Raw genomic sequence first — 20,734 nt, 5'->3', positions numbered from 1 at the left:
CGGCGCACGCGTTTTCCGGCACACTGGTGACCATGGTGGCACCAGAGGGGGAACTTCAACTTGCCGAACGCACAGCCGCGTTGTGCGGACTGCTCGCGGAGTCCGACGGGCACGGCCACGGCGACGCGCGGGTGCGCGAAGCGGTGGCGAGGGCGGTGGCGCTGCTGAGGGCGCCGGCCCGATCCGAGGAGGAACTGGCGGTCGCGTTCCGGGCGGTGGACGACGCGCTGCGCAGGGCGGGCGACGCGCGCGGGCTGCTCGGCCGCTTCCGCGGCGCGCCCGTGAGCCGGGCCGCCGTCGTCGCACCGGGGCTTCCCGGCCTCCGGCCGGCGATCAGGGTCGCCCTGTGCCCGGGGGAGGTGCCGTGCACCCGGCGCGAACCGGCCCGGGACCTGTGGCCGGCCCCCCAGTGCCCGCTCCACGGCGCCCGCATGCGCAAGGAACGCCTGGCCCGGGACCGCTGACACCATGACCTCCCCGATTCCGCACGAGCCCCCTGACGCCCTGAACGCGCCCACGCCATGAACCCGCTCCTCGCCACGGTCGGCACCAAACTGACCGAGCGCTGGCTGAACCTGCTCGTGCTGCCCGGCGCGCTCTTCCTCGGCATCGCGGTGGCCGGCCGGACGCTGGGCCACGGCCACTGGCACGACGCCGGCCGGCTGCGCGCCGCCCTGGACCACCTGGCCGGCCGGCCCGCCGCCGAACGGCCCGGCACGGCCGCGTTGCTCGTCGCGGCCGTCCTGCTGCTCTCCGCGGCGGCGTCGATGGCCGCGCAGTTCCTCGGCACGGCCATCGAACGCTGCCTGCTGCGCGATGCCGCCGACCCGCTCTCCCGCGCCCAGGCGCGCCGGCGCCGGGCGCGCTGGGAGCGCAGGGACCGTGAACGCACCGAGGCCATCAGGGATCCCGGTGTCGATGGCGCCGGGATCGAACGCCGCACCCGTGCCCGCGACCGCGTCGCGCTCGTCCCGCCCAGCCGCCCCACCTGGTACGGCGACCGCATGGAGGCCGCCGCCGCCCGGGTCGACGCCGCCTACGGGGTGGACCTCGCCGCACTGTGGCCGCGCCTGTGGCTGGTCCTGGCCGAGTCCGCGCAGCAGCAGGTGGCGTCGGCGCGCGACTCCTTCGCCGCCGGCGCGCGGCTGGCAGCCTGGGCCCTGATGTACGCGGTCGTCGCCGTCTGGTGGTGGCCGGCAGCGCTGGTGGCGCTGGCCTGTGCGACGGTCGCGCGGTTCCGCGCGCGGGACGCCCTCGAGGCGCTGGCCGGCCTCGTCGAGGCCGCCGCCGACGTGCACGCCCGCGAGCTGGCGGGGCTGATCGGCATGGAGTCGCCCGGTCCGCTGTCGCACGAGACCGGCAACCGCATGTCGGAGCTGTTCCGCAAGGGGGATTGACGGTCGTCGTCCTCGGCCGTTTCGCGTGGACGGGCGCGCCCGGCCGGGTGCGTCGATCGCCGTATTCACCGCGTGGCCGCTCCGGGGCGAGAATCCACTATGCGGCGATATGACGCGATCGTGGTCGGCAGCGGCCACAACGCACTGGTCACGGCGGCGTATCTGGCCCGTGCGGGCTGGGGCGTCCTCGTCCTGGAGGGCAACGACCGCCCCGGCGGGCTCGTCCGCACCGACGAACTCACCGTCCCCGGCTTCCTGCACGACACCTACTCCTCCGCACACCCCCTGTTCACCAGCGGCCCCGCCTATGCCGAGCTGGGCCCCGAGCTCACCGGGCTGGGCCTGACATACCGCGACTCCCGCTACTGCACCGGTGTGTCGATGCCGGACGGCCGGACCGCCGTACTGTCGACGAACACCGAGGAGAACATCGCCGAGGCCGAACGCCTCGCACCGGGCGACGGCGCCGCCCTCGCGGTCCTGCTGAGGGACTTCGAGCCGTACGCCGGCCCGGTGTTCGGCCTGTTCGCCGCTGACCTCAGCAGCCCGGCCTCGGCGCGGGTCATCCACGACCTGATGCACGAGGACGGGCACTACTCGACGTTCGCGCAGCTGTTCCTGCGCACCGCCAGGGATCTGCTCGAACACCGCTTCTCGTCCCCCGTGATGCACGGCCTGCTGGCCCCGTGGGCGCTGCACCTCGGCCGAGGTCCGGACGAGGCGAACAGCGCCTTCTGGACGGTGCTGGTGCTGCTGGCCGTGACCTCGGCCGGAATGCCCACCCCCGAAGGCGGCAGCGAGCGCCTCGCCCGGACGCTGGTGGCCCTCGTCGAACGGCACGGCGGCCGCGTCGAGACCGGCCGCTGGGTGGATCGCGTGCTGGTCCGCGAAGGCCGCGCCACCGGCGTGCGCACGGCCGACGGCGAGGTGCTGCACGCCGGTCGGGCCGTCATCGCCTCCGTCAACCCCGACCAGCTCTACCTCGAGCTGCTCGCCGACGCGGACGCCGAGGTGCCACCGGAACTCCGGCGGCAGGCCCGCGAGTACCGCTACGGACGCGGCTGCGTACAGATCCACCTCGCGCTCGACAGGCCGCCCCGCTTCGCCGACGAACGGCTCGCCCGCACCGGGCAGCTCCATCTCACCGGTGGCCTCGACGCCCTGTCCCGCTCGGTCAACGAGGCGACGCGGGGCCTGCTCCCGGGCGAACCGACCATCTCCTTCGATGCCCCCTCCACCGCCGACCCGACGCGCTGCCCACCGGGGGCGGCCGTGGCCAGGCTGCAGATCCTCGACGTGCCGCTGCGGCCGCGCGGGGACGCGGCCGGTGAGATCGACACGCGCGACGGCTGGAGCGAGCCGGTGAAGAACGCCTTCGCGGACCGGGTCCTCGAGCTCGCCGCCCGGCACCTGCCCGGCCTGCCGGACACGATCGCCGGACGACATGTGATCGGACCGGCCGACCTGGCCCGCTTCAACCCCAACTGCGGGCCGGGCGACCCGTACGGCGGAAGCCACGAACTGGCCCAGAGCTTCCTGCTGCGGCCGCTGCCGGGCCAGCCGTCGCACCGGACCGTCGTGCCCAACCTCTACATGGTCGGCGCGGCGACCTGGCCGGGGCACGGGGTCAACGGCGGCTCCGGCCACATCGTCGCCAAGGAGGCGATCGCCTCGGAGGAATGAGCGGGGCGAAAGGGGTGGGCGGGACGAGTGACGCGACACGCGTTGACCGATAATCGGCATATTTCGTCCTACAGTGGGCTGATCTCCGTCGACGCGAGGATGGCCCATGTCAGTGAGTCGGAACGAGACGGTCCTGGCCCCCGACCGGCGGCACCCGGCGCGACCGCCCGGCGCCCCGGGCCGCCGGGCCGCGCGGGACGCGCGGGACGCGCCCGGCTACCGGATCGGGCCGGCCGACCGGGGCTTCCTGTCACGCGTCAGCACCAACCTGCCCACCACGGGGTTCTTCCTCGACTTCGACGGCCCGCCGCCCGGCCCCGAAGAACTGGCGGCCAGAACCCTGCTCCGCGCCAGAAGCCTTCCGGCACTGCACGCGCTGCACCCCGACCCGGACCGGCGCCGGTGGACCGCGGGCGGGGACGCCCTCGACCCGGCCGTCCACTTCCACCACCGCCCGGCCCTGACCGGGCAGCGGGGCCTCGACGCCGCGACGGGGCAGTTGCTGCACCAACAGCTGCCGGACGCGCCCCACCCCCGCTGGGACGTCTGGCTCCTCACCCCCGCCGAGACCCCTGCCGGCGACACCTCCGGTACGTTCCGGATCTGCTTCCGCATTCACCACGCCGTCCAGGACGGTGTCGGCGCCGCGTACTCCGTACTCGCCCTCCTCGCCGACACGGCGACGGAAGGCCCCCGCCTGCACCCGGCCCGCCGCCCCACCGTGGCCGGCATGCTCAGCGCCGGGCGGGACGTGCTGCGGTCACTGCGCCCGGAGGGGAAATGGCCCGGCCTCCAAGCGGAGTCGACGGGACGATCCTCGTGGACCTACCAGGACGTCGCGGCATCCCACCTGCGCTCTCTGGCCGACGCCCACGGCGCGAGCGTCAACGACGTCTGCCTCGCCGCCCTCGCGGTGGCGCTCCGCTCCTGGCGCGACGAACAGCCGGCGCACCCGCGGCCGTGCCCCGACCTGCCCGTGCTGATCCCCATGTCGACCCGGCAGCCCCACGAGCGCCACACCCCCGGCAACCGCGTGGCCGCGCACCGGTTGCTGCTGCCCTGCTCCGAGGAGGGCTTCGGGGAAGCCGTCGGGCGAGTGAACCGGCAGACCGCCGCCGTCCGCGACACCCGCAGGCGCGACGCCGCACGCGCCGCCCTCGCCAGGCCGCTGGTGCCGAGGCTGGCGGACTGGACGGTCCGCACGATGGGCAACCGCCGGTCGGTCCCCCTCGGCGCCAGCAGCGTCACCTTCCCCCAGGCGTTCAGCTGCTTCGGGGCGAGACTCACCGCGGCGTCGATGTTCTACAACATGCAGGAGAACGTGCCCACCTACCTCTCCCTCACCCGCACACCGGACACCGTGCGGTGCGCCCTGATGTACGACGCGGCCCTGGCCCGCACCGCGACCATCCCCGGCCACTGGAAGCAGGCACTCGAGGAGGCCTGACCGCCTCGCCGGCCACCGCCCCGGCCCCCGCAATGACCGGTGCAGGAGGGCACTTGGACAGGGAAAACGCAACTTCGACATGGCCCGCGGAGGCAGCTACCTTCACCTGGTCCTCGGCGATCGCCCACGGTCGCCCAGGCACCCCCGACCAGGGAGAGACGCATGCCCCATCTTGCGCTGTACACATTCGGCGTCCTGAAGTCACCTCTCGCCGATCCCGCACCTCTCACGCGCGAACTCCGCGACAGCGGCGAGGCCGTCTACCGGAAGATCAGCCGGCACCCCGGATACCTCGCTCGTGCTGCAGCGGCAGACCGCAGCCGGGGCTCACACTTCGACCTGGACTGGGGTGCTTGGGGAGCGTTCGCCGTACCGACCTGGTACGACAAGGGCCGTACGGTGGAAACCGCCGCCCTGGACGCGACCCTCTCGCTCTGGACCGACCTGCGCCCCGCCTTCGACGCCATCTACACCGGCCTGCACCGTGAGGCGCTGAACAGGCGTTACGACTGGTTCGAGAGGACAGGACACCCGAGTTACGTGTTCTGGTGGGTCTCCGACGGCGCGATACCCACCTGGCAGGACGGGGTTTCCCGGCTGGAGCACCTCCACGACCACGGCTCCGCGCCGCACGCCTTCACCTTCCACCACCCGTTCGCCCCGGACGGAACTCCGACCAGGATCAAAGGCATCGGGCCCAAGAGCGACCAGGTTCGCTGACCGGTGGCCGATGGTGGGCTTTACCTTATGCCGGTAACGGTCCTCATCATGTGAAGAGGACGACTCGAGGACAGGAAGGCCCGGACGTGGACGTGAGCGAGCTGCCCGCCGAACTCTTCCAGCACTGGGTCCACTCCTACGAGGACGACACGGAAGGCGTGGCGTTCTACCGGCCGGCCGGCTACCCCTTCCCGCCCGCTCGCGGCCGCCGGGGCATGGAGATCGCCGCCGACGGAACCTTCGTCGACCACCCCATCGGCAGCCGCGACGTCTCCGGCAGCGTTCCGGGCCGGTGGACGGCGACGGCCGGCGGCCGCTCGCTCGACATCACCTTCCCCGGGACGGACCGCCCCGGCCGGCGCCTGGAGATCCTGCACTGCGACGGCACGTCGCTGAAGGTGCGTGCCTGAGCCCGCCGCTAGGGGGTGCCCAGGTGCGCGCGGGCCAGGGAGGTCAGGACGGTGCGGGTCTTGGACAGCTGCCGCGAGGGCGGCCGCAGGCCCCGCTCCAGCAGCGCCCGCTGCAGCAGGTCCTGTGCGGCGGGGGCGTCGGCGGGCCGTGCCCGCAGGGACAGCTCCAGGAAGCGCGTCCCGTCCCCGGTGCTCCAGAGCTCGGCGGTGAGCGGGTGGACCAGGTCCCGGCGCGCCGGTTTCCACTTGAGCGCCTCGACGGGCCCGAGTGCCACGAGCCCCTCCAGGGTGTCGCCTCCCGCTCCGGCACTCATCAGCAAGGCGCGCTGATCCTCCGTCAGCCGGGGCTGCCGTGACCGTCCGCCGTCACGGGAGACGGGCCGCTCGAAGGCGCCGTCCACCTTCAGCGAGGCCGACCAGACGCGGCTGTCGCCGGTCCAGTCCTGCTCGATCTTGAATTCCCACCCCTCGCCGTCCCGGTTCGCGCGCCAGCCGTCGGGGAGCGTGTGCACGTCGCACGGCCGGAGCTTGGCCGTGAGGTCGTCATCGTCGCCCTTGGCGGCCTTGCGCAGCCGGATGATGACTCCGGCCTCCGACAGCGGGAGCCGGATCTCGCCGCCGTCGCCGCGCGGTTTGTCCCAGAAGTAGACGGTGAAGCGCTTTCCCTCGTCCGCCTCCAGTCCGAGCAGCCGGCACGCGGCCTCGGCCGCCTCGTCCGGAACGATGAACTTGATCTCGACGTCGGCGTCCTCGATCGCATGGGCCATGTTCCTTTATCCCACCACCTGTCCCGTCACCGCGAGGGGAACGCGTGGCGGCGCGGCCCGCCGACCGGCCCCCGGGAGCTGCCCGAGCCTCCCGGGGGCCGGACCGGTGTCAGCCGGCCGGACGGTGCCTTCTCACCTGCCCGCCGCGCTGAGCGAGCAGGTGGCCTCGGCCGTCTTCCCGGGGTCGCTCTCCGAGCGCGCGGTCAGGGTGACCTTGCCGGTGCGGTCGGCCCCGGCCTTCGCGGTCACGGCGACGTCGACAGGGACCGTGGTGCCGGACGCCGCGGTGGTCAGCCGGTTGGGCAGCCAGGCGGACCAGCCGTTACCGGAGGCCTCGGCGGACAGCCGGTAGACGTCGGAGTTCAGGTACGGCCCGGTGGACCCGGGACGGTCGGTCCCGCCGGCCGGGGCGGCGCGTCCGGTGTTGGCGAGGGCGAAGGTGCACATGGCCCGGCCGCCGGCCGGCTTGCCCTTGGCCGAGCCCCTGCCCAGCGCCACTCCGCGGGACTGCGGCCCGGCGCCGTCCAGGGACTTGACGCCGACGCTGTAGGAGAGCACCCCCGAGGCGTCGCGCCGCACGTCCAGGACGTAGAAGTGCAGACGGTTGGCCTTGTCCACGTACTCGTACGAGCTGCCGGAGTCGGCCCCGGCGTGGAAGAGGGCGTCGCTGAGCTGCCGGTAGTCACCCATGGTGATCTTCTGCTGGGTGCCGTCGGGGCGGGTGAAGTCCACCAGGCCGATGTCCTCGGGGTGTGCGTCGATCACCCAGGCGAACGGGGCCCGGTCCGCGTTCTTGGTCTTGCTCAGCAGCACCCCGTGGTCCGGAGTGAACGAGTCCATGCCCATCCGGTCGACGACCTCGACGGTGTAGTTGTCGTAGCCGCCGCCGTCGCACAGGGGGTCGGTGGCGCGGTCGCAGGCCGGGGAGAGGTCGCGCCCCATGGTGATGTTGACGCCGGTCAGGCCCTTCTCGCCGGGCGGCGCGGAGCGCGCGGTGACGCGGGCGACGACGAGGCCGGAGTCCTTGAGGGCGTCCCGGTCCAGGCGCAGGACGTTCTTCTCGTCGACTATGCCCAGCTTGAGCTTGTCCCGCAGGACGTGCTGGGCGCCCATCGAGCCGCCGGCGGCGGCCGGTATCCGCCACCGGGTGTGCGGCCCGCCGGGGCCGTTGAACGAACCGCGCGAGAGCATGCCCCAGATGCCGGTGTACGCGCGGCTGAGCGGAGTGCCGTAGGGGTTGTTGTAGTTGTCCCCGATGCCCAGGATGTGGCTGAGCTCGTGGGCGAAGGTGGCCATGCCGGAGCTCTCGGCCTGGGTGGACGAGCCGCTCGTGGCGTTGGGCCAGATGCGGGCGGCCGCCCGCCAGGACGTCCACGGAACGTACCGGGTCCTGGCGGCGTTGCTCCCGGAGGCGATGGGGGACGGCGGCCCCCAGGCGGCCGGCACGTCCTGCGCGGAGGCGAATTTCATCGCGCCGAACTCCTGCCAGGCGGAGGACTCGTCGACCCCTGCGGTGAGGTAGAAGACGAAGTCGAACTGCCCGGCCTTCTCGGCGCCCACGTCGGCGACCCAGGAGCGCTTGCCGTCGGCGCGGATGTCCTTGCCGCAGGTGTCGCCCCGGGGGCAGGCGCCGGGGTTCATGTCGGGCTCGATGCCGTATTGGTAGGACTTCCACGGCATGCGGTACACGCCGAAGGCGGTCAGGTCGACGCCGACGCGGCCGCCGGAGTCCTCCATCCAGTACTCGTTGATGGTGTGACCGTGGTTGAGCGCGCCGGGTGTGTTGAGGAAGTCCTGGTAGAAGCGCGGCAGCCGGTCGCGGGGGACGTTGGAGGCCGCGGGCAGCGGATTGCCGAAGATGCTCGAGCCGGGCGGCTTGCTGACCGAGAACTCCTCGTCGGGATAGTCCAGGAGCACCAGGGCGCCCTTGAACATGCGCTTGGTGGGCTTGACGGCGGGGTTGGCCCAGTCGGTGCCGGGGACCGGGCGGTACTCGGCCCAGGTCATGTCGTCGGGGTTGCGCCAGTTCTGCGGGTCGATCGGCTGGACGAGGGGGCGCGGCGGCCGGGGGAGGACGTCGGGAGCCGCGCCCGCGGTACCGGCGGCGACGGTGGCCAGGAGGCCGAGGAGCAGGGCGACGACGAGCGGCCGGCGTAATCGCCGGACGGGTCTGCGGTGCGGTGACACCACTCACCTCTTGTCTGGGGTCGGCTGACGAGAACGTACGGACGGGGGCATGACAAGCCAGTGCGGTGGCGTGTCCGCCGCGGTCACGGTAGGGCGAGGGGTCCCGTGGCGCCAGAGTGCCCGCGCGACATCAGTGGGACGGCGCGAGATCCCCGCGGCGGCTGTGTCGTGAATGTCGGCTGACTTCCCGTTGGATGCGTGAATCAAACACATACACGGAGAAGTGGAAGTTCGTGCGAAGATTCCGTCCCCTGGCCGTTCGGGCCGGGTGACAAGGGGAAACTTCGTGAACAAAAGAACGCTCAGATGCGCAATCGGAGCGGTACTCACCGTGGCCGTCTCGGCCGTATTCCTGCCGTCCGCCATCGGTACGGGCGCCGAGGGCAAAAAGCCCGTCAAGGTCGACGACGCGACGGTCGATTCCTTCGGCCGCCTCGCCGGCGCGGTTCTGACCGACCGCACGACGGCGCTCCTGGACGGCCGGTCCTCGGGGCGAATAGCCCCGCAGCGCGAGAAGAAGGTGCGGCTCTCCGCCGACCTGGCGCACAGTGAGGACGGCGCGCTGTCCTCGCTGCGGACCCGCAAGTCCCGGCTCGCCGGCCTGGGGGAGGCGTACACCGCCGCCGACACCAAGGTCACCACGGGCCGTACCAGCGTCAAGGACGGACGGGTGACGGTCGAGGTCACCGAGACCACGACGCTGACGTACAAGAAGATCCGTGGCGACGAGCCGGCCACGACCGGCTTCAAGGCTCACCACGAGCTCACCTTCACCGCCGCGTCCGGCGGGAAGTGGGAGCTGACGGCCATCCGCCCCACCGACCAGGGGCCCAGGCCCGTCAACGCCCCCGTGGCGAAGGTCGCGGCGGCACCGAGCGCGAACTCGATGCCGAAGGCGACGCCCGCCTCCATCCGCTATCCCGGCCGCACGCCGTCCGGGAAGCAGGCGGGCTCGGGCTACGACTACCGGGCCATGGCCGCCTACGCCGAGAAGTACTGGCGGAACTACAACCCGGAGTACCGGAAGTTCAACGACGCCGGCGGTGACTGCACCAACTTCATCAGCCAGGCCCTCAGGGCCGGCGGCTGGAAGAACGCGCCCGGCTCGGCCTCCGACTACCGCACCTGGTGGTACGACTCCAAGGCCCAGTCCACCTCCTGGGTGGGCGCCAACGAGTGGTCGTGGTTCACGCTGAACGCCAAGCGGGCGACCAACCTGTCGAACGTGTACAAGATGGACGTCGGCGACATCATGCAGATGGACTTCGACGGTGACGGGTCCAAGGACCACTCCATGATCACCACGTACCGCAGCAGGGCGGGCATCCCGTACCTGACGTACCACTCGACCAACACCTACCGTAAGTCGGTGGCGAGCATCATCGCGTCCAACCCGGACGCGGTCTACTACGCCTACCGCACCTGACGGTCCCCCGGGCACGACCGGCGGGCCCCGCCTCCGGCGGGGCCCGCCGCGTGTTGTGCGCGGACACGACGTCAGTCGTGGCCTCAGCAGGCTCTCACGTACCAGACCGGGGTCCAGTCGACCGTGCGCGAGTCATAGGCCCTGGAGGTGAAGAGGAGATTGCGGTTCTTGCCGTAGAACCTCGCCACCGTGCCCGCGGTCTGGTTGTTGACGAGCGGTCCCGAGCCGACCAGGTTGGGCAGCTGGAATTCGAAGTTGCAGGTCTTGAACTGGAAATAGCTGCCGTTGGCCGCCTGTCCGCAGACGAAATAGTAGGGACAGTCCAGATTGACCTTCGCGGCGCCGCCCCGCTGCTCGGCGGAAGCCGAAGCGGAACCGAACAACGACGCTCCCACGAGTGTCCCGGCGGCGAACAGGGTCGCGGCCGCTTTGCGCAATGCCATGAGATCCCCTCGGGATGTGCCGGACATGCCGGATGTACCGGTCGACGGGCCGGAGGGCCCGGCCCCGGCCAACAGGGTGGGGGAGCGGCACCGGCCCTGCCAGGTGTTTCAACCCTGGTCTAAACCCCCGGACCAGCGCGGTACCCGCCCCGCCGCGCACGGTGCACACTTCGGCCGGACGTGTCGCGGGGGCACCGCCGGGGCCGGGAAGGTAAGCAGGAGGGATGCGCCTTCCGTCCCGCCCGCAGCGCCCCGGTCGGCCGCGTCCGCACCGCCCCGCACTGGTCGCGGTGCCGGTGGGGACCGTCGTGGCGATTGTGGCGATCGACCTCGCGACCGGCCCGGACATCCACCTCGGACCCCTGCTCGTCGCGGCCCCGGCCCTCACCGCCGCGTTCGGCGGCGCCCGGCTGACCGCCGTCATGGGCGCGCTCGCCCTCGCCGCCCAGATCATGCTGGGGTTCGTCTTCGGCCGCGCGACGACCCCCGACCACCTGGCGCAGACCGGTGCCCTCTTCCTGGCCACCGTCCTCATCGTGGCCTTCCGCATCGTCCACGAACGGCACGAGCAGGAGCTGGACCAGGCGCGCCTGGTGGCCGACGTCGCCCAGAAGGTCCTGCTCCGGCCGCTTCCGCCGCGGATCGGTCCGCTGAGCATCGCGTCGGTGTACGTCGCCGCCGAGGCGGAGGCCCTGATCGGCGGCGACCTGTACGCGGCCGTACGCGCCCGGCACGGCACCCGCGTCCTGATCGGCGACGTACGCGGCAAGGGACTGACGGCCGTCGGGGACGCGGCCCTGCTGCTCGGCGCCTTCCGCGCGGCCGCCCATCGCTTCCCGCCCCTCGCCCGGCTCGTCGCCCACCTGCAGAACACCGTCTACTGGGACGTGGAAGGGGTCGACGACGAGGGGGACGGGGCGGGGGAGAGCTTCGTGACCGCCGCGGTCCTGGAGATCCCGGACGACGAGCCCGTCGTCCACCTGATCAGCTGCGGTCACCCGCCCCCGCTGCTCGTGCGCGACGGCGAGGTCCTGACCCTGACGGTGAGCGAACCCGCCCTGCCGCTCGGCCTGGCCGGTGATGTCTCGGAGGACGACTACCGGGCCGAGTCCTTCGCCTACCGGCCCGGCGACCTGCTCCTCCTCTACACCGACGGAGTCGTCGAGGCCCGCGACGCGGACGGGCTCTTCTACCCCCTCGCCCGGCGCCTCGCCACATGGCGCGAGAGCGAACCCCACCGGCTCGTCGAGCGCATCCACCAGGACCTGCTCGCGCACGCGGGCGGCTCCCTCGACGACGACGTCGCACTCGTGGCCGTCGGACGGGGCCGGTGACCGGGCAATTCGGCGACGGCCCGACGGGACGCCGGGCCGAGACGGCCGGGGGAGAGGCTCGCGCTCGGTGGGGCCGGCCCGTGGGCTATGTTGAGCGGGAGATGCGAGAAGGGGGCACACGGTGCCGGCAGGGCAGCAGCGGGCGCGGGCCCAGGCGTCCGCGATCACGCCGGGGAAGCCGTCCCGGGGCGTGGAGCCGCCCCCGGCGGACAAGGTTCGCGCGTTGTTCGGCGGCCACCGGCTGTCCCCCGCGCAACGGCGCATCGCCCAGTACATCACCGACCACCTCACCGAGGCCGCGTTCCTGTCCATCACGGACCTCGCGGACCGCGTGGGCGTCAGCCAGCCGTCGGTGACCCGCTTCGCCTCCTCCCTGGGATTCAGCGGGTACCCCGCCCTGCGGGAGGCCCTGCAGCCCATCGCGCTGAGCGCGGTCGCCGGCGCCCCCGGCGCGGGCAAGGAGGACCGTCGCAACGAACTGCAGGCCGCCGTCGACGCAGAGATCGCGAACCTGGAGAGCCTGCGCAGGGTCTTCGCCGACACCGACCGGGTGCTCGACATCGGCCGCGAGTTCGCCAGGTCCGTCCCCCTGACCGTGCTGGGCCTGCGGATCTCCGTCTCGCTCGCCGAGTACTTCGCCTACGCGGCCAAGCGCATCCACCCGGACGTGCGCCTGGTCTCCCGCGGCGGCAGCGTGGCCTACGACGCGCTGCTGCAGTCGCGGGAGGCGGGCGGCACCTGGGTGCTGGCCTTCGCGATGCCCCGGCACGCCAACGAGACACTGGCGGCCCTGCGCGCCGCCCGCAGCACCGGGCTGCGCGTCGCGCTGATCACCGACATGGCGCTCGGGCCGCTCGCCGAGGAGGCCGACGTCGCCTTCACCGCCGGCCCCGGATCCCGCCTGGTCTTCGACTCCTACGCGGCCCCGGGCGTGCTGTCCGCGGCGATCCTCCAGGCGATGGCGGACGCCGACCCCGAGCGCACGCAGCTGCGGCTGGAGAAGTACGAGCAGGCGGCCGACCAGCACGACTTCTTCCTCGAGCCCTGACCCTTGCGGCCCGCTCCGCCGCAAGGGTTTTCACAGGCCCTCTCATGCATGAAATTTTTCATACCCTTGCGTACTCGGCAGTAAATATATTTACTGCTCGTGGCGCTCGGGCCTGCGAAGGGCTGCAGCCGGCAGATGCGCTCGCGACGGCGAGCCCCGGGGCCAGTGGACGAACGCCATGGGACGACAACCCTCCTCAGTCGGCCCGGCAGTGTTCCGTTCGGGCGTCCGCTCCCCTCGGACGCCCCCCGGTGGCCCGGTCTACCCCTGGGCCGGGCCGCCGGTAACCACACGTCACCGGCCCACCGGACCGGACCCGGCTGGCGGGCACGGAGGGTGTGCGTGAGCCTGAAGGTGTGGGGTCTGCCTCGTCGGGAGGCGGTCATGGACCTTTACACCAATCACGACACCACCGAGTGGACCGAGCTACGGGTCCACGGGGTGTCGGGCACCCCGCCGGAGGCGTCGCTGGGACACCCCCGCGTCACCCTCGTCGCCGGCGACGCGCGAGCGGGCTTCTACCGCCGTGAGTGGGAGAACAAGGACACGGCACAGGACACCGCCGAGTTCCGGCGCGAGGCCTATTCGTGGGGCGGCCTGACCTCGGGGAACGGACAGCGGGCGCTGTGGCTGCTGCTGTTGCCGTTCATGTTCCTCAACATGGCCTACTACACCGACCCCGGCCACACCGTCGACCGCCCGAGCCGGCGGGTGCGCCTGCGCGCCTGCGTCCAGCGGCTGCTGGCCTTCTCCCTCACCGGGACCTACGTCCTCGCCGCGGTCTCCGCCTCGATGGGCCTGATCGGCTGGCAGTGCGGCCACGCGGCGTTGAGCACAACGCCCGTTCCGCAGTGCGCGGGAGGCGCGGGCTGGCTGCAGTGGCTGCACTACGGCTGGCTCGACACGACCGGCCGCCACCTCGCCGCCACCGCCCTCGTACCGGTCGCCCTCGTCGCCCTGCTCTGGTACCTGGGCAACAAGACCTGGAGCGTCTCCGAGGCGCGGATCGTGCCGCAGAGCACGAGCGATCGGCCCCCCGACGTCCGCACGCCGCTCGAGGACCGCCGCCTGTGGAACGGCCGGGGCCCCGTCCGCCGCCTGCGCGCGCTGCACGTGTCGGGGGCCTTCGCGCTGACAGCGGTCTTCCTGCTCGCCCCGCTGCTCGAACGACCCGAGCGGGGCGCGGCCGCCGTGCTCGACGGCGCCAACTGGACCATGGGCACCGCCTTCTTCCGCAGCCTGGCCCTGGTCCTGGCCCTGGCGCTGCTGGCATGCGCCGTCGTCATGGTGGCGCTCCCCGGCCCCGCGCACCGCGCACGGCCCCGAGCGGGGAAACCGGGGTCCGGCGAGCGCGAGCGCGACGGATACCGGATCCTGCCCTGGGCGGGGCTCACCCTCGTCGTCGGCGCGGCGGTGGCCGCCTCATGGGGCGCCGGGCGCACGGACGCGGCGACCGCCGGGCAACTGCCGTGGGAGGTGGCGTGGATCCACGTGCTGCTGATCGCCCAGCTGGCACTCCTGCTCCTGCTGCTCCTCTCGCAGACCGGCGTCCGCCGGCCCGCCCCGGCACCCTCGTTCCCCCGGCTGCCCCGGTCACCGTGGTACGGGCTGGTGCTCACCGGCACCGCGCTCCTGGGGTGGGCGATGGCCCAGGCCCTGGCGGCGGGCGTGACGCTGCGCACGGCCGAGACCCTGGGCGAACCGGCCGCCGCCGCGAACGCCGGCCGCGAGCAGATCCGACTGGCCGTGCCGGACGCCTACTTCTGGGAGGGAACCGGCGCCCTCCTGCTGATCGTGCTCGCCATCGCCCTGGTGGGGGCCTCGTGCCGGTCGCTGCGCGGCGCGCGCGGCCGGTTCGCCCTCGAGGTCGACGCTGCCTACGACGGCACGCGCGACGACCCCCGGCGGCGCACGGGCATCGCCAAGGCCTGGGCGCGGGCACAGACCCTCGAATCAGCGGCGCAACGAGCCCTCGGGTGCTTCCTGGTGGGGACGGGGGTCGTGACGGTGGCGGGCGTCGTCCTGTTCCTCTGTCACGGCCCGAGCCTCGTCGTCGACCACCCCGCGCTGCTGCTCGTCGCCAACCTCGTGCTCAGCATCGGCGTCCTGGCGCTGCTGTGGGCCGGCCGGCAGGCATATCGGAGCCCCCGCTTCCGCCGGACGGTGGGCATCCTGTGGGACATCGGCACCTTCTGGCCGCGCGCCACCCACCCGCTGGCGCCCCCCTGCTACGCCGAACGGACCGTCCCCGACCTGCTGTCCAGGCTGGAGTACCTGACCGGAGGCGAGAACGCGGCACCGGGCCGGCAGGGGCACGTCGTGCTCTCCTGCCACTCGCAGGGGACGGTGATCGGGGCCGCCCTGGTGCTGCAGACCGTCTCCGAAGCCGACGAACGGGTCCGTCTGCTCACCTACGGCAGCCCGATCACCCCCCTGTTCGTCCGGTTCTTCCCCGCCTACTTCAACGCGACGAGCCTCGGGCGGCTCGGCGCGCTGCTCACCGCCCCGGGCCCGGCCGACGGCCCGGACCGCTGGCGGTGGCGCAACCTCTACCGTCCGAGCGACCCGATCGGCAGCTGGGTCCTCGAACCGGCGAGGCTCCCGCGCGCCGGCGACCCGGTCGATCCCGTTCCGGCCCCCGTCGACCGGCAACTCCTCGACCCGCGGCACTTCGCGCGCCAACCGGGAGACCCGTCGTACCCGGCCGTCCGGGGGCATTCGAACTACTTCGCCGACCCGGCCTTCGAGGCGACGGTGCGGGCGTTCCGCCTCAGGAGCGGGATCCCCTGAGGGACGGCTCCCGCACTAGAACGGCAGGATCCTGGTGACCGGGGCCAGCAGGCCGAGGACCGGGTCCAGGGGGTTGGACACGCCGTCAGGCGCGCCCTCAGGCGCGCTCTCGGGCCCGCCATCGGGTGCCGGGGCGGCCTGCTGAGCGGTTTCCGAGATATTCGCGGGTGCGGGGGCCGGGGCGGGCTGGGGCGCGGCCGTGGCCGAGGCGGCGCTCCCGGCGAGGGCCACAGCGGCGACGGCGAGGGCAGCGGATGCGATGCGCTTGGTCATGCTTGCGTTAACGACGTCGCGGTGGCCCGGTCACCAATGGGACGCACCAGGTGTGAACAGGATGATCTACACACTCCACCCGTCCGGCAGCGTGGCCGGAATGGCACCTCGCCTCCGTGTCGGCCGACCCTCTACGGTGAGCCGGCGATGCGAGCCGCCTCGACAGGTGCCCCCTCACGCGTTGGGAGTCACGGTGCCCCCTTTTGAACTGCCCCACACCCTGCACGGCGACGGTCCGCACAAGGTCGTCGCCGTGCACGGCTGGTTCGCCGACAGATCGGCCTACGACGTGGTCGTACGGGACCTGGATCCCGTGGCGTTCCAGTACGCGCTGGTCGACCTGCGCGGCTACGGCGAGGCCAGGGACGCCGGCGGGACGTACACCACCGCCGAGGGAGCGGCCGACGTCCTGGCGCTCGCCGACCGGCTGGGCTGGGACCGGTTCTCGGTGGTCGGGCATTCGATGGGCGGCAGCGTCGCCCAGCGGGTCCTGGCCGCGGCACCGCGCCGCGCGCGCAGGATCGTCGGGATCTCCCCCGTCCCCGCCTCGGGACTGCCGCTGCCGCCCGAGCAACGGCAGCTGTTCTCGGAGGCGGCGCACGAGGCGGAGAACCGACGGGTCATCATCGACGTCACCACCGGCGGCCAGCGCCCGGCCCACTGGCTGGACCGGATGGTGCGGCGCTCACTGGAGCGCAGTGACGCCAAGGCGTTCCGCGCCTGGCTGGAGTCCTGGAGCACGGAGGACTTCCACACCGAGGTCGAGGGCGCCCAGGCCCCGGCCCTCGCGGTCGTCGGGGCGCTGGACCCCGCGGTGACAGCCGAGCTGACGCACCTCACCTGGATGCGGTGGTTCGTCAACGGCGTGCTGCGCGAACTGCCGTCGGCGGGCCACTACGCCATGGACGAGACCCCCCTCGAACTGATCCGGGTCATGGAGGACTTCCTCCGCGCCGACCGCTCGTAGGGCCCGGCCCGCCGGCTCGTCCTTCCGCCGCCGCGGTTGTTCGTCACCATGACCGTGTCCCGTCATGCGGGCGACACCGGCCCTTCCCCGGCACTCGTTCGTCTTGGACCACACCGCTGATTACGGTCAGCCCCCTCCCCACGACTCCAAGAGGTCTCGAGACTCATGGCCGAACTCAACCGCCGGCGCTTCCTGCAGATCGCCGGTGCGACCGCGGGCCTCGCGGCGCTGTCGAACAGCATCGACCGTGCCGCGGCCATTCCCGCCGGACGCCGCTCCGGCACCATCGAGGACGTCGAGCACATCGTGGTCCTGATGCAGGAGAACCGCTCCTTCGACCACTACTTCGGCTCGCTGAAGGGCGTCCGCGGCTTCGGTGACCCCCGTCCGCTGACCCTGGGCAGCGGACGGACGGTCTGGCACCAGCCGGACGGCGGCAGAGACGTGCTGCCCTTCCGTCCCGACGCCGAGAACCTCGGCATGCAGTTCATCGCGGGCCTCAACCACGACTGGGCCGGCGGGCAGAAGGCCCGCAACAAGGGCAGATACGACCAGTGGATTCCGGCCAAGTCCGCGAGGACCATGGCCTATCTGACGCGCGAGGACATCCCCTTCCACTACGCGCTGGCCGACGCGTTCACCGTGTGCGACGCCTACCACTGCTCCTTCATCGGGGCCACCGACCCCAACCGCTACTACCTGTGGACCGGCCACACGGGCAACGACGGCAAGGGCGGCGGCCCCGTCCTCGGCAACGAGGAGGCCGGCTACGACTGGACGACGTACCCGGAGCGGCTGGAGCGGGCCGGGATCTCGTGGAAGATCTACCAGGACATCGGCGACGGCCTGGACCAGGCCGGCTCCTGGGGCTGGATCGACGACGCCTACCGCGGCAACTACGGCGACAACTCCCTGCTCTACTTCAACACCTACCGCAACGCCAAGCCCGGCGAGCCGCTCCACGACAAGGCCCGCACCGGCACGAACGTCAAGAAGGGCGACGGCTACTTCGACGTGCTCAAGGCCGACGTCACGGCCGGCCGGCTCCCCGCCGTCTCCTGGATCGTCGCCCCCGAGGCCTTCTCGGAGCACCCCAACTGGCCCGTCAACTACGGCGCCTGGTACATCGCCCAGGTCCTCGACGCCCTCACCGCCGACCCCGGGGTGTGGAGCCGAACGGCCCTGTTCATCACCTACGACGAGAACGACGGCTACTTCGACCACGTCCTGCCGCCCTTCCCGCCGGCCTCCGCGGCCCAGGGCCTGTCGACCGCGGACGCCCGCCTCGACGTGTTCGGGGGCAACGCCCGGTACGCCGCCGGCCCCTACGGCCTCGGCCAGCGCGTGCCCATGATCGTGGTCTCGCCGTGGAGCACGGGCGGATTCGTCTGCTCCGAGGTCTTCGACCACACGTCCGTCGTCCGGTTCATGGAGCGCCGCTTCGGGGTGCGCGAACCCAACATCTCGCCCTGGCGGCGCGCGGTGTGCGGCGACCTCACCTCGGCGTTCGACTTCGGGCTGAAGGACACCGGGGCCGCCGCGCTGCCCGGCACCGGAGGCTACGAGCCCAAGGACCGCGAGCGGCACCCCGACTACGTGCCCAAGCCGCCCGCCAACCCCTCGCTGCCCCGCCAGGAGCGGGGCACCAGGCCCACCCGGCCGCTGCGCTACGCGCCGCTGGTGGACGGTGCCGCGACCCCCTCGACCGGGCGGTTCACGCTGACCTTCAGCGGTGGGAACGAGGCCGGCGCGTCCTTCACCGTCACGTCCGCCAACCGCACGGACGGCCCGTGGACGTACACCACCGAGGCCGGCCGGAAGATCTCCGACACCTGGAACACGGCCTACTCCAAGGGTGCCTACGACCTGACGGTGTACGGCCCGAACGGCTTCCTGCGCGGTTTCAAGGGCCCCGGCGCCACCGCCGGCCCCGAGGTGACCGCCCGTCACCTCGCCGCGAGCGGAAGCGTGGAGCTGACGATGACGAACGCGGGCGGCGCCGACTGTCACCTCACGGTCACCAACGCCTACGGCGGGCGGCGCGAGACCTTCACGGTGCGGCGGGGCGGACGCGTGGTGCACACCGTGGACCTGCGGGGCAGCAAGCGCTGGTACGACGTGTCGGTGGTGTCCGACACGGACGGCACCTTCCTGCGCCGCTTCGCCGGCCATGTCGAGAACGGCGAGCCCGGAGTGAGCGACCCGGCGATCGCCACGGTCTGACGGGCGGACACCGGCGAACGCATACCGGCGAGCGAACACAAAGATCCGGCCGCTCCTGGCCGGATCCCAATTCCCCTGTGAGGAAAGGGCGTTGACGCGCCCGTCCAATTTGCCGTCGTTCATTGGTGTTTGCAGTTACGCAGGGACGTTGCGTATGTCACACACCTCCCGGCGGGAGTTGAACTGAGCGCGTCAAGGCTGACAGGGTTTTGCACACCCGGAACGGAGCCCTTCGCTCCGGGTGACGTCGTGCGGCAGTACGCCACGACGCGCGATTCCCCCCCCACAACCTCACGAGGAGGAACCCTCGTTATGCCGACTCACAAGCGCACCGGAAAACGGCGGCTCGTGCTGGCGACAGCCTTGGCGACGGCCGTCGCGGGCGGAGCCACCGTACTGGCCCTGCCCGCCGGTGCCACGGCGCCCGCCGAAGGCACCGTCTACGGTGCGAACGCCAAGGGCGCCATCGACGGCAGCTACATCGTCCTGCTGAAGGACGGTCAGCGGGCGGCTGCCGAGCACTCCATATCCACGCAAGGAAAGGACCTCGCCGAGCGGTACGGCGGCAAGCTCAACCGCACGTACAGCTCCGCCGTGCACGGCTTCTCCGCCAGCGGCCTCGACCGCGACGAGGCCAAGCGCCTCGCCGCCGACCCCGCCGTCGACAAGGTCGTCCAGAACCACCGCTTCAGCATCAACGGCAGCCAGGAGGCCCCACCCTCCTGGGGGCTGGACCGTATCGACCAGGCCGAGACCAAGGGCGACGGCAAGTACACCTACCCCGACGGCGGGGGCGAGGGCGTCACCGCGTACGTCATCGACACCGGTGTGCGCATCAGCCACAAGGACTTCGGCGGCCGCGCCGCGTACGGCTTCAACGCCGTCGACAACAACGACAAGGCCGAGGACGGCAACGGCCACGGCACGCACGTCGCGGGCACCATCGCCGGTGCCACGCACGGCGTCGCCAAGAAGGCCAGGATCGTCGCCGTCAGGGTGCTGGACGCCCAGGGTTCGGGCACCACCGAGCAGGTGGTCGCCGGCATCGACTGGGTCACCAAGAACCACAAGGGCCCCTCCGTCGCCAATATGAGCCTCGGCGGCACCGCGGACGAGGCGCTCGACGCCGCCGTGCGCAAGGCCATCGCCTCGGGCGTCACCTTCGCCGTCGCGGCGGGCAACGAGTCCACCGACGCCGGCAAGGGCTCCCCGGCCCGGGTGAAGGAGGCCATCACCGTCGCCTCCACCACCAAGGACGACCAGCAGTCGGACTTCTCCAACTACGGGGACGTCGTCGACCTCTACGCCCCCGGTTCGGACATCACCTCCGACTGGAACGACAGCGACTCCGGGACCAAGACCATCTCCGGAACGTCCATGGCCACCCCGCACGTCGCGGGTGCCGTCGCCCTCTACCTCGGCGGCCACAAGGACGCCACCCCCGACCAGGTCGCGGGCGCGCTGACACAGGGCGCCACCGACGGAAAGGTGACCAACCCCGGCGCGGGAACCCCCAACAAGCTCCTCAAGGTCGTGCCGTAACCGGGTAGTACGCACCCGGTGGCCCGCACTTTTCCGGGCCCGCCCGGCCGCCGACCCCACCGGGGGACGGCGGCCGG

At 72.3% G+C, this 20,734-nt stretch carries 17 protein-coding genes; 13 read left to right on the top strand and 4 right to left on the bottom strand.

What is annotated here, in order from left to right; translation table 11 throughout:
- Nucleotides 1-32 precede the first annotated feature (32 nt).
- The 6 genes from ACIG36_RS11285 (at nucleotide 33) to ACIG36_RS11260 (ending at nucleotide 5,657) form a co-directional block, all read left to right on the top strand.
- Nucleotides 33-464, top strand: coding sequence for a hypothetical protein (locus ACIG36_RS11285; RefSeq protein ID WP_399925470.1), 432 nt, complete (start codon nucleotides 33-35; stop codon nucleotides 462-464).
- A gap of 57 nt (nucleotides 465-521) precedes the next feature.
- Entirely contained in the window at nucleotides 522-1,397 is an 876-nt protein-coding gene (locus ACIG36_RS11280; protein WP_399925468.1) for a hypothetical protein, read from the top strand.
- Nucleotides 1,398-1,496: 99 nt separating this feature from the next.
- On the top strand, nucleotides 1,497-3,080 hold the full coding sequence (locus tag ACIG36_RS11275) for a phytoene desaturase family protein (RefSeq protein WP_399925466.1): 1,584 nt from the start codon (nucleotides 1,497-1,499) through the stop codon (nucleotides 3,078-3,080).
- A 106-nt stretch (nucleotides 3,081-3,186) separates the two neighbouring features.
- Nucleotides 3,187-4,527, top strand: a complete 1,341-nt coding sequence (locus ACIG36_RS11270) for a wax ester/triacylglycerol synthase domain-containing protein (RefSeq protein WP_399925464.1) — start codon at nucleotides 3,187-3,189, stop codon at nucleotides 4,525-4,527.
- 162 nt (nucleotides 4,528-4,689) lie between these two features.
- Nucleotides 4,690-5,247 carry a DUF3291 domain-containing protein gene (locus ACIG36_RS11265; RefSeq protein WP_399925462.1) on the top strand — a complete coding sequence of 186 codons (558 nt, stop codon included), beginning with the start codon at nucleotides 4,690-4,692 and terminating at the stop codon, nucleotides 5,245-5,247.
- Nucleotides 5,248-5,333: 86 nt separating this feature from the next.
- Entirely contained in the window at nucleotides 5,334-5,657 is a 324-nt protein-coding gene (locus ACIG36_RS11260; protein ID WP_399925460.1) for a hypothetical protein, read from the top strand.
- Between the two features lie 8 nt (nucleotides 5,658-5,665).
- On the opposite strand, the gene ACIG36_RS11255 is transcribed toward ACIG36_RS11260, so the two are convergent.
- A complete protein-coding gene (locus ACIG36_RS11255; RefSeq protein WP_399925458.1) occupies nucleotides 5,666-6,424 on the bottom strand; it encodes a hypothetical protein in 759 nt (252 codons plus the stop codon).
- Nucleotides 6,425-6,556: 132 nt separating this feature from the next.
- Nucleotides 6,557-8,614 (bottom strand): M6 family metalloprotease domain-containing protein, encoded by a 2,058-nt coding sequence (locus ACIG36_RS11250; protein ID WP_399925456.1) that lies wholly within the window; start codon nucleotides 8,612-8,614, stop codon nucleotides 6,557-6,559.
- A gap of 283 nt (nucleotides 8,615-8,897) precedes the next feature.
- Between ACIG36_RS11250 and ACIG36_RS11245 the strand changes: the two genes are divergently transcribed.
- A complete protein-coding gene (locus tag ACIG36_RS11245; protein ID WP_399925454.1) occupies nucleotides 8,898-10,037 on the top strand; it encodes an amidase domain-containing protein in 1,140 nt (379 codons plus the stop codon).
- Nucleotides 10,038-10,120: 83 nt separating this feature from the next.
- Here ACIG36_RS11245 and ACIG36_RS11240 read toward each other — a convergent pair whose 3' ends face one another.
- Nucleotides 10,121-10,480: a hypothetical protein gene (locus ACIG36_RS11240; RefSeq protein WP_399925452.1), complete on the bottom strand. Its 360-nt coding sequence runs from the start codon at nucleotides 10,478-10,480 to the stop codon at nucleotides 10,121-10,123.
- Nucleotides 10,481-10,704: 224 nt separating this feature from the next.
- Between ACIG36_RS11240 and ACIG36_RS11235 the strand changes: the two genes are divergently transcribed.
- The 3 genes from ACIG36_RS11235 to ACIG36_RS11225 all read left to right on the top strand — a co-directional run bounded on the left by ACIG36_RS11235 (nucleotide 10,705) and on the right by ACIG36_RS11225 (nucleotide 15,652).
- Complete coding sequence (locus tag ACIG36_RS11235) at nucleotides 10,705-11,814, top strand: PP2C family protein-serine/threonine phosphatase (protein ID WP_399925451.1); 1,110 nt, start codon at nucleotides 10,705-10,707, stop codon at nucleotides 11,812-11,814.
- Between the two features lie 121 nt (nucleotides 11,815-11,935).
- Nucleotides 11,936-12,862: a MurR/RpiR family transcriptional regulator gene (locus tag ACIG36_RS11230; protein WP_399925449.1), complete on the top strand. Its 927-nt coding sequence runs from the start codon at nucleotides 11,936-11,938 to the stop codon at nucleotides 12,860-12,862.
- 384 nt (nucleotides 12,863-13,246) lie between these two features.
- A complete protein-coding gene (locus tag ACIG36_RS11225) occupies nucleotides 13,247-15,652 on the top strand; it encodes a hypothetical protein (protein ID WP_399925447.1) in 2,406 nt (801 codons plus the stop codon).
- Nucleotides 15,653-15,667: 15 nt separating this feature from the next.
- Here the strand turns inward: ACIG36_RS11225 and ACIG36_RS11220 are convergent, their stop codons facing one another.
- Nucleotides 15,668-15,925, bottom strand: a complete 258-nt coding sequence (locus tag ACIG36_RS11220) for a hypothetical protein (protein WP_399925445.1) — start codon at nucleotides 15,923-15,925, stop codon at nucleotides 15,668-15,670.
- Nucleotides 15,926-16,118: 193 nt separating this feature from the next.
- On the opposite strand from ACIG36_RS11220, the gene ACIG36_RS11215 reads away from it, so the two are divergent.
- The 3 genes from ACIG36_RS11215 (at nucleotide 16,119) to ACIG36_RS11205 (ending at nucleotide 20,657) form a co-directional block, all read left to right on the top strand.
- Nucleotides 16,119-16,892 carry an alpha/beta fold hydrolase gene (locus ACIG36_RS11215; protein WP_399925444.1) on the top strand — a complete coding sequence of 258 codons (774 nt, stop codon included), beginning with the start codon at nucleotides 16,119-16,121 and terminating at the stop codon, nucleotides 16,890-16,892.
- A 165-nt stretch (nucleotides 16,893-17,057) separates the two neighbouring features.
- Complete coding sequence (locus ACIG36_RS11210) at nucleotides 17,058-19,115, top strand: phosphocholine-specific phospholipase C (protein ID WP_399925442.1); 2,058 nt, start codon at nucleotides 17,058-17,060, stop codon at nucleotides 19,113-19,115.
- A 312-nt stretch (nucleotides 19,116-19,427) separates the two neighbouring features.
- A complete protein-coding gene (locus ACIG36_RS11205; RefSeq protein WP_399925440.1) occupies nucleotides 19,428-20,657 on the top strand; it encodes a S8 family peptidase in 1,230 nt (409 codons plus the stop codon).
- Nucleotides 20,658-20,734: the final 77 nt, after the last annotated feature.

The organism is Streptomyces sp. NPDC053048 (assembly GCF_044547045.1).
GTDB lineage: Bacteria > Actinomycetota > Actinomycetes > Streptomycetales > Streptomycetaceae > Streptomyces.
Note: the sequence above shows the minus strand (reverse complement) of the source record. Positions and strands in the feature narration are given on the sequence as shown.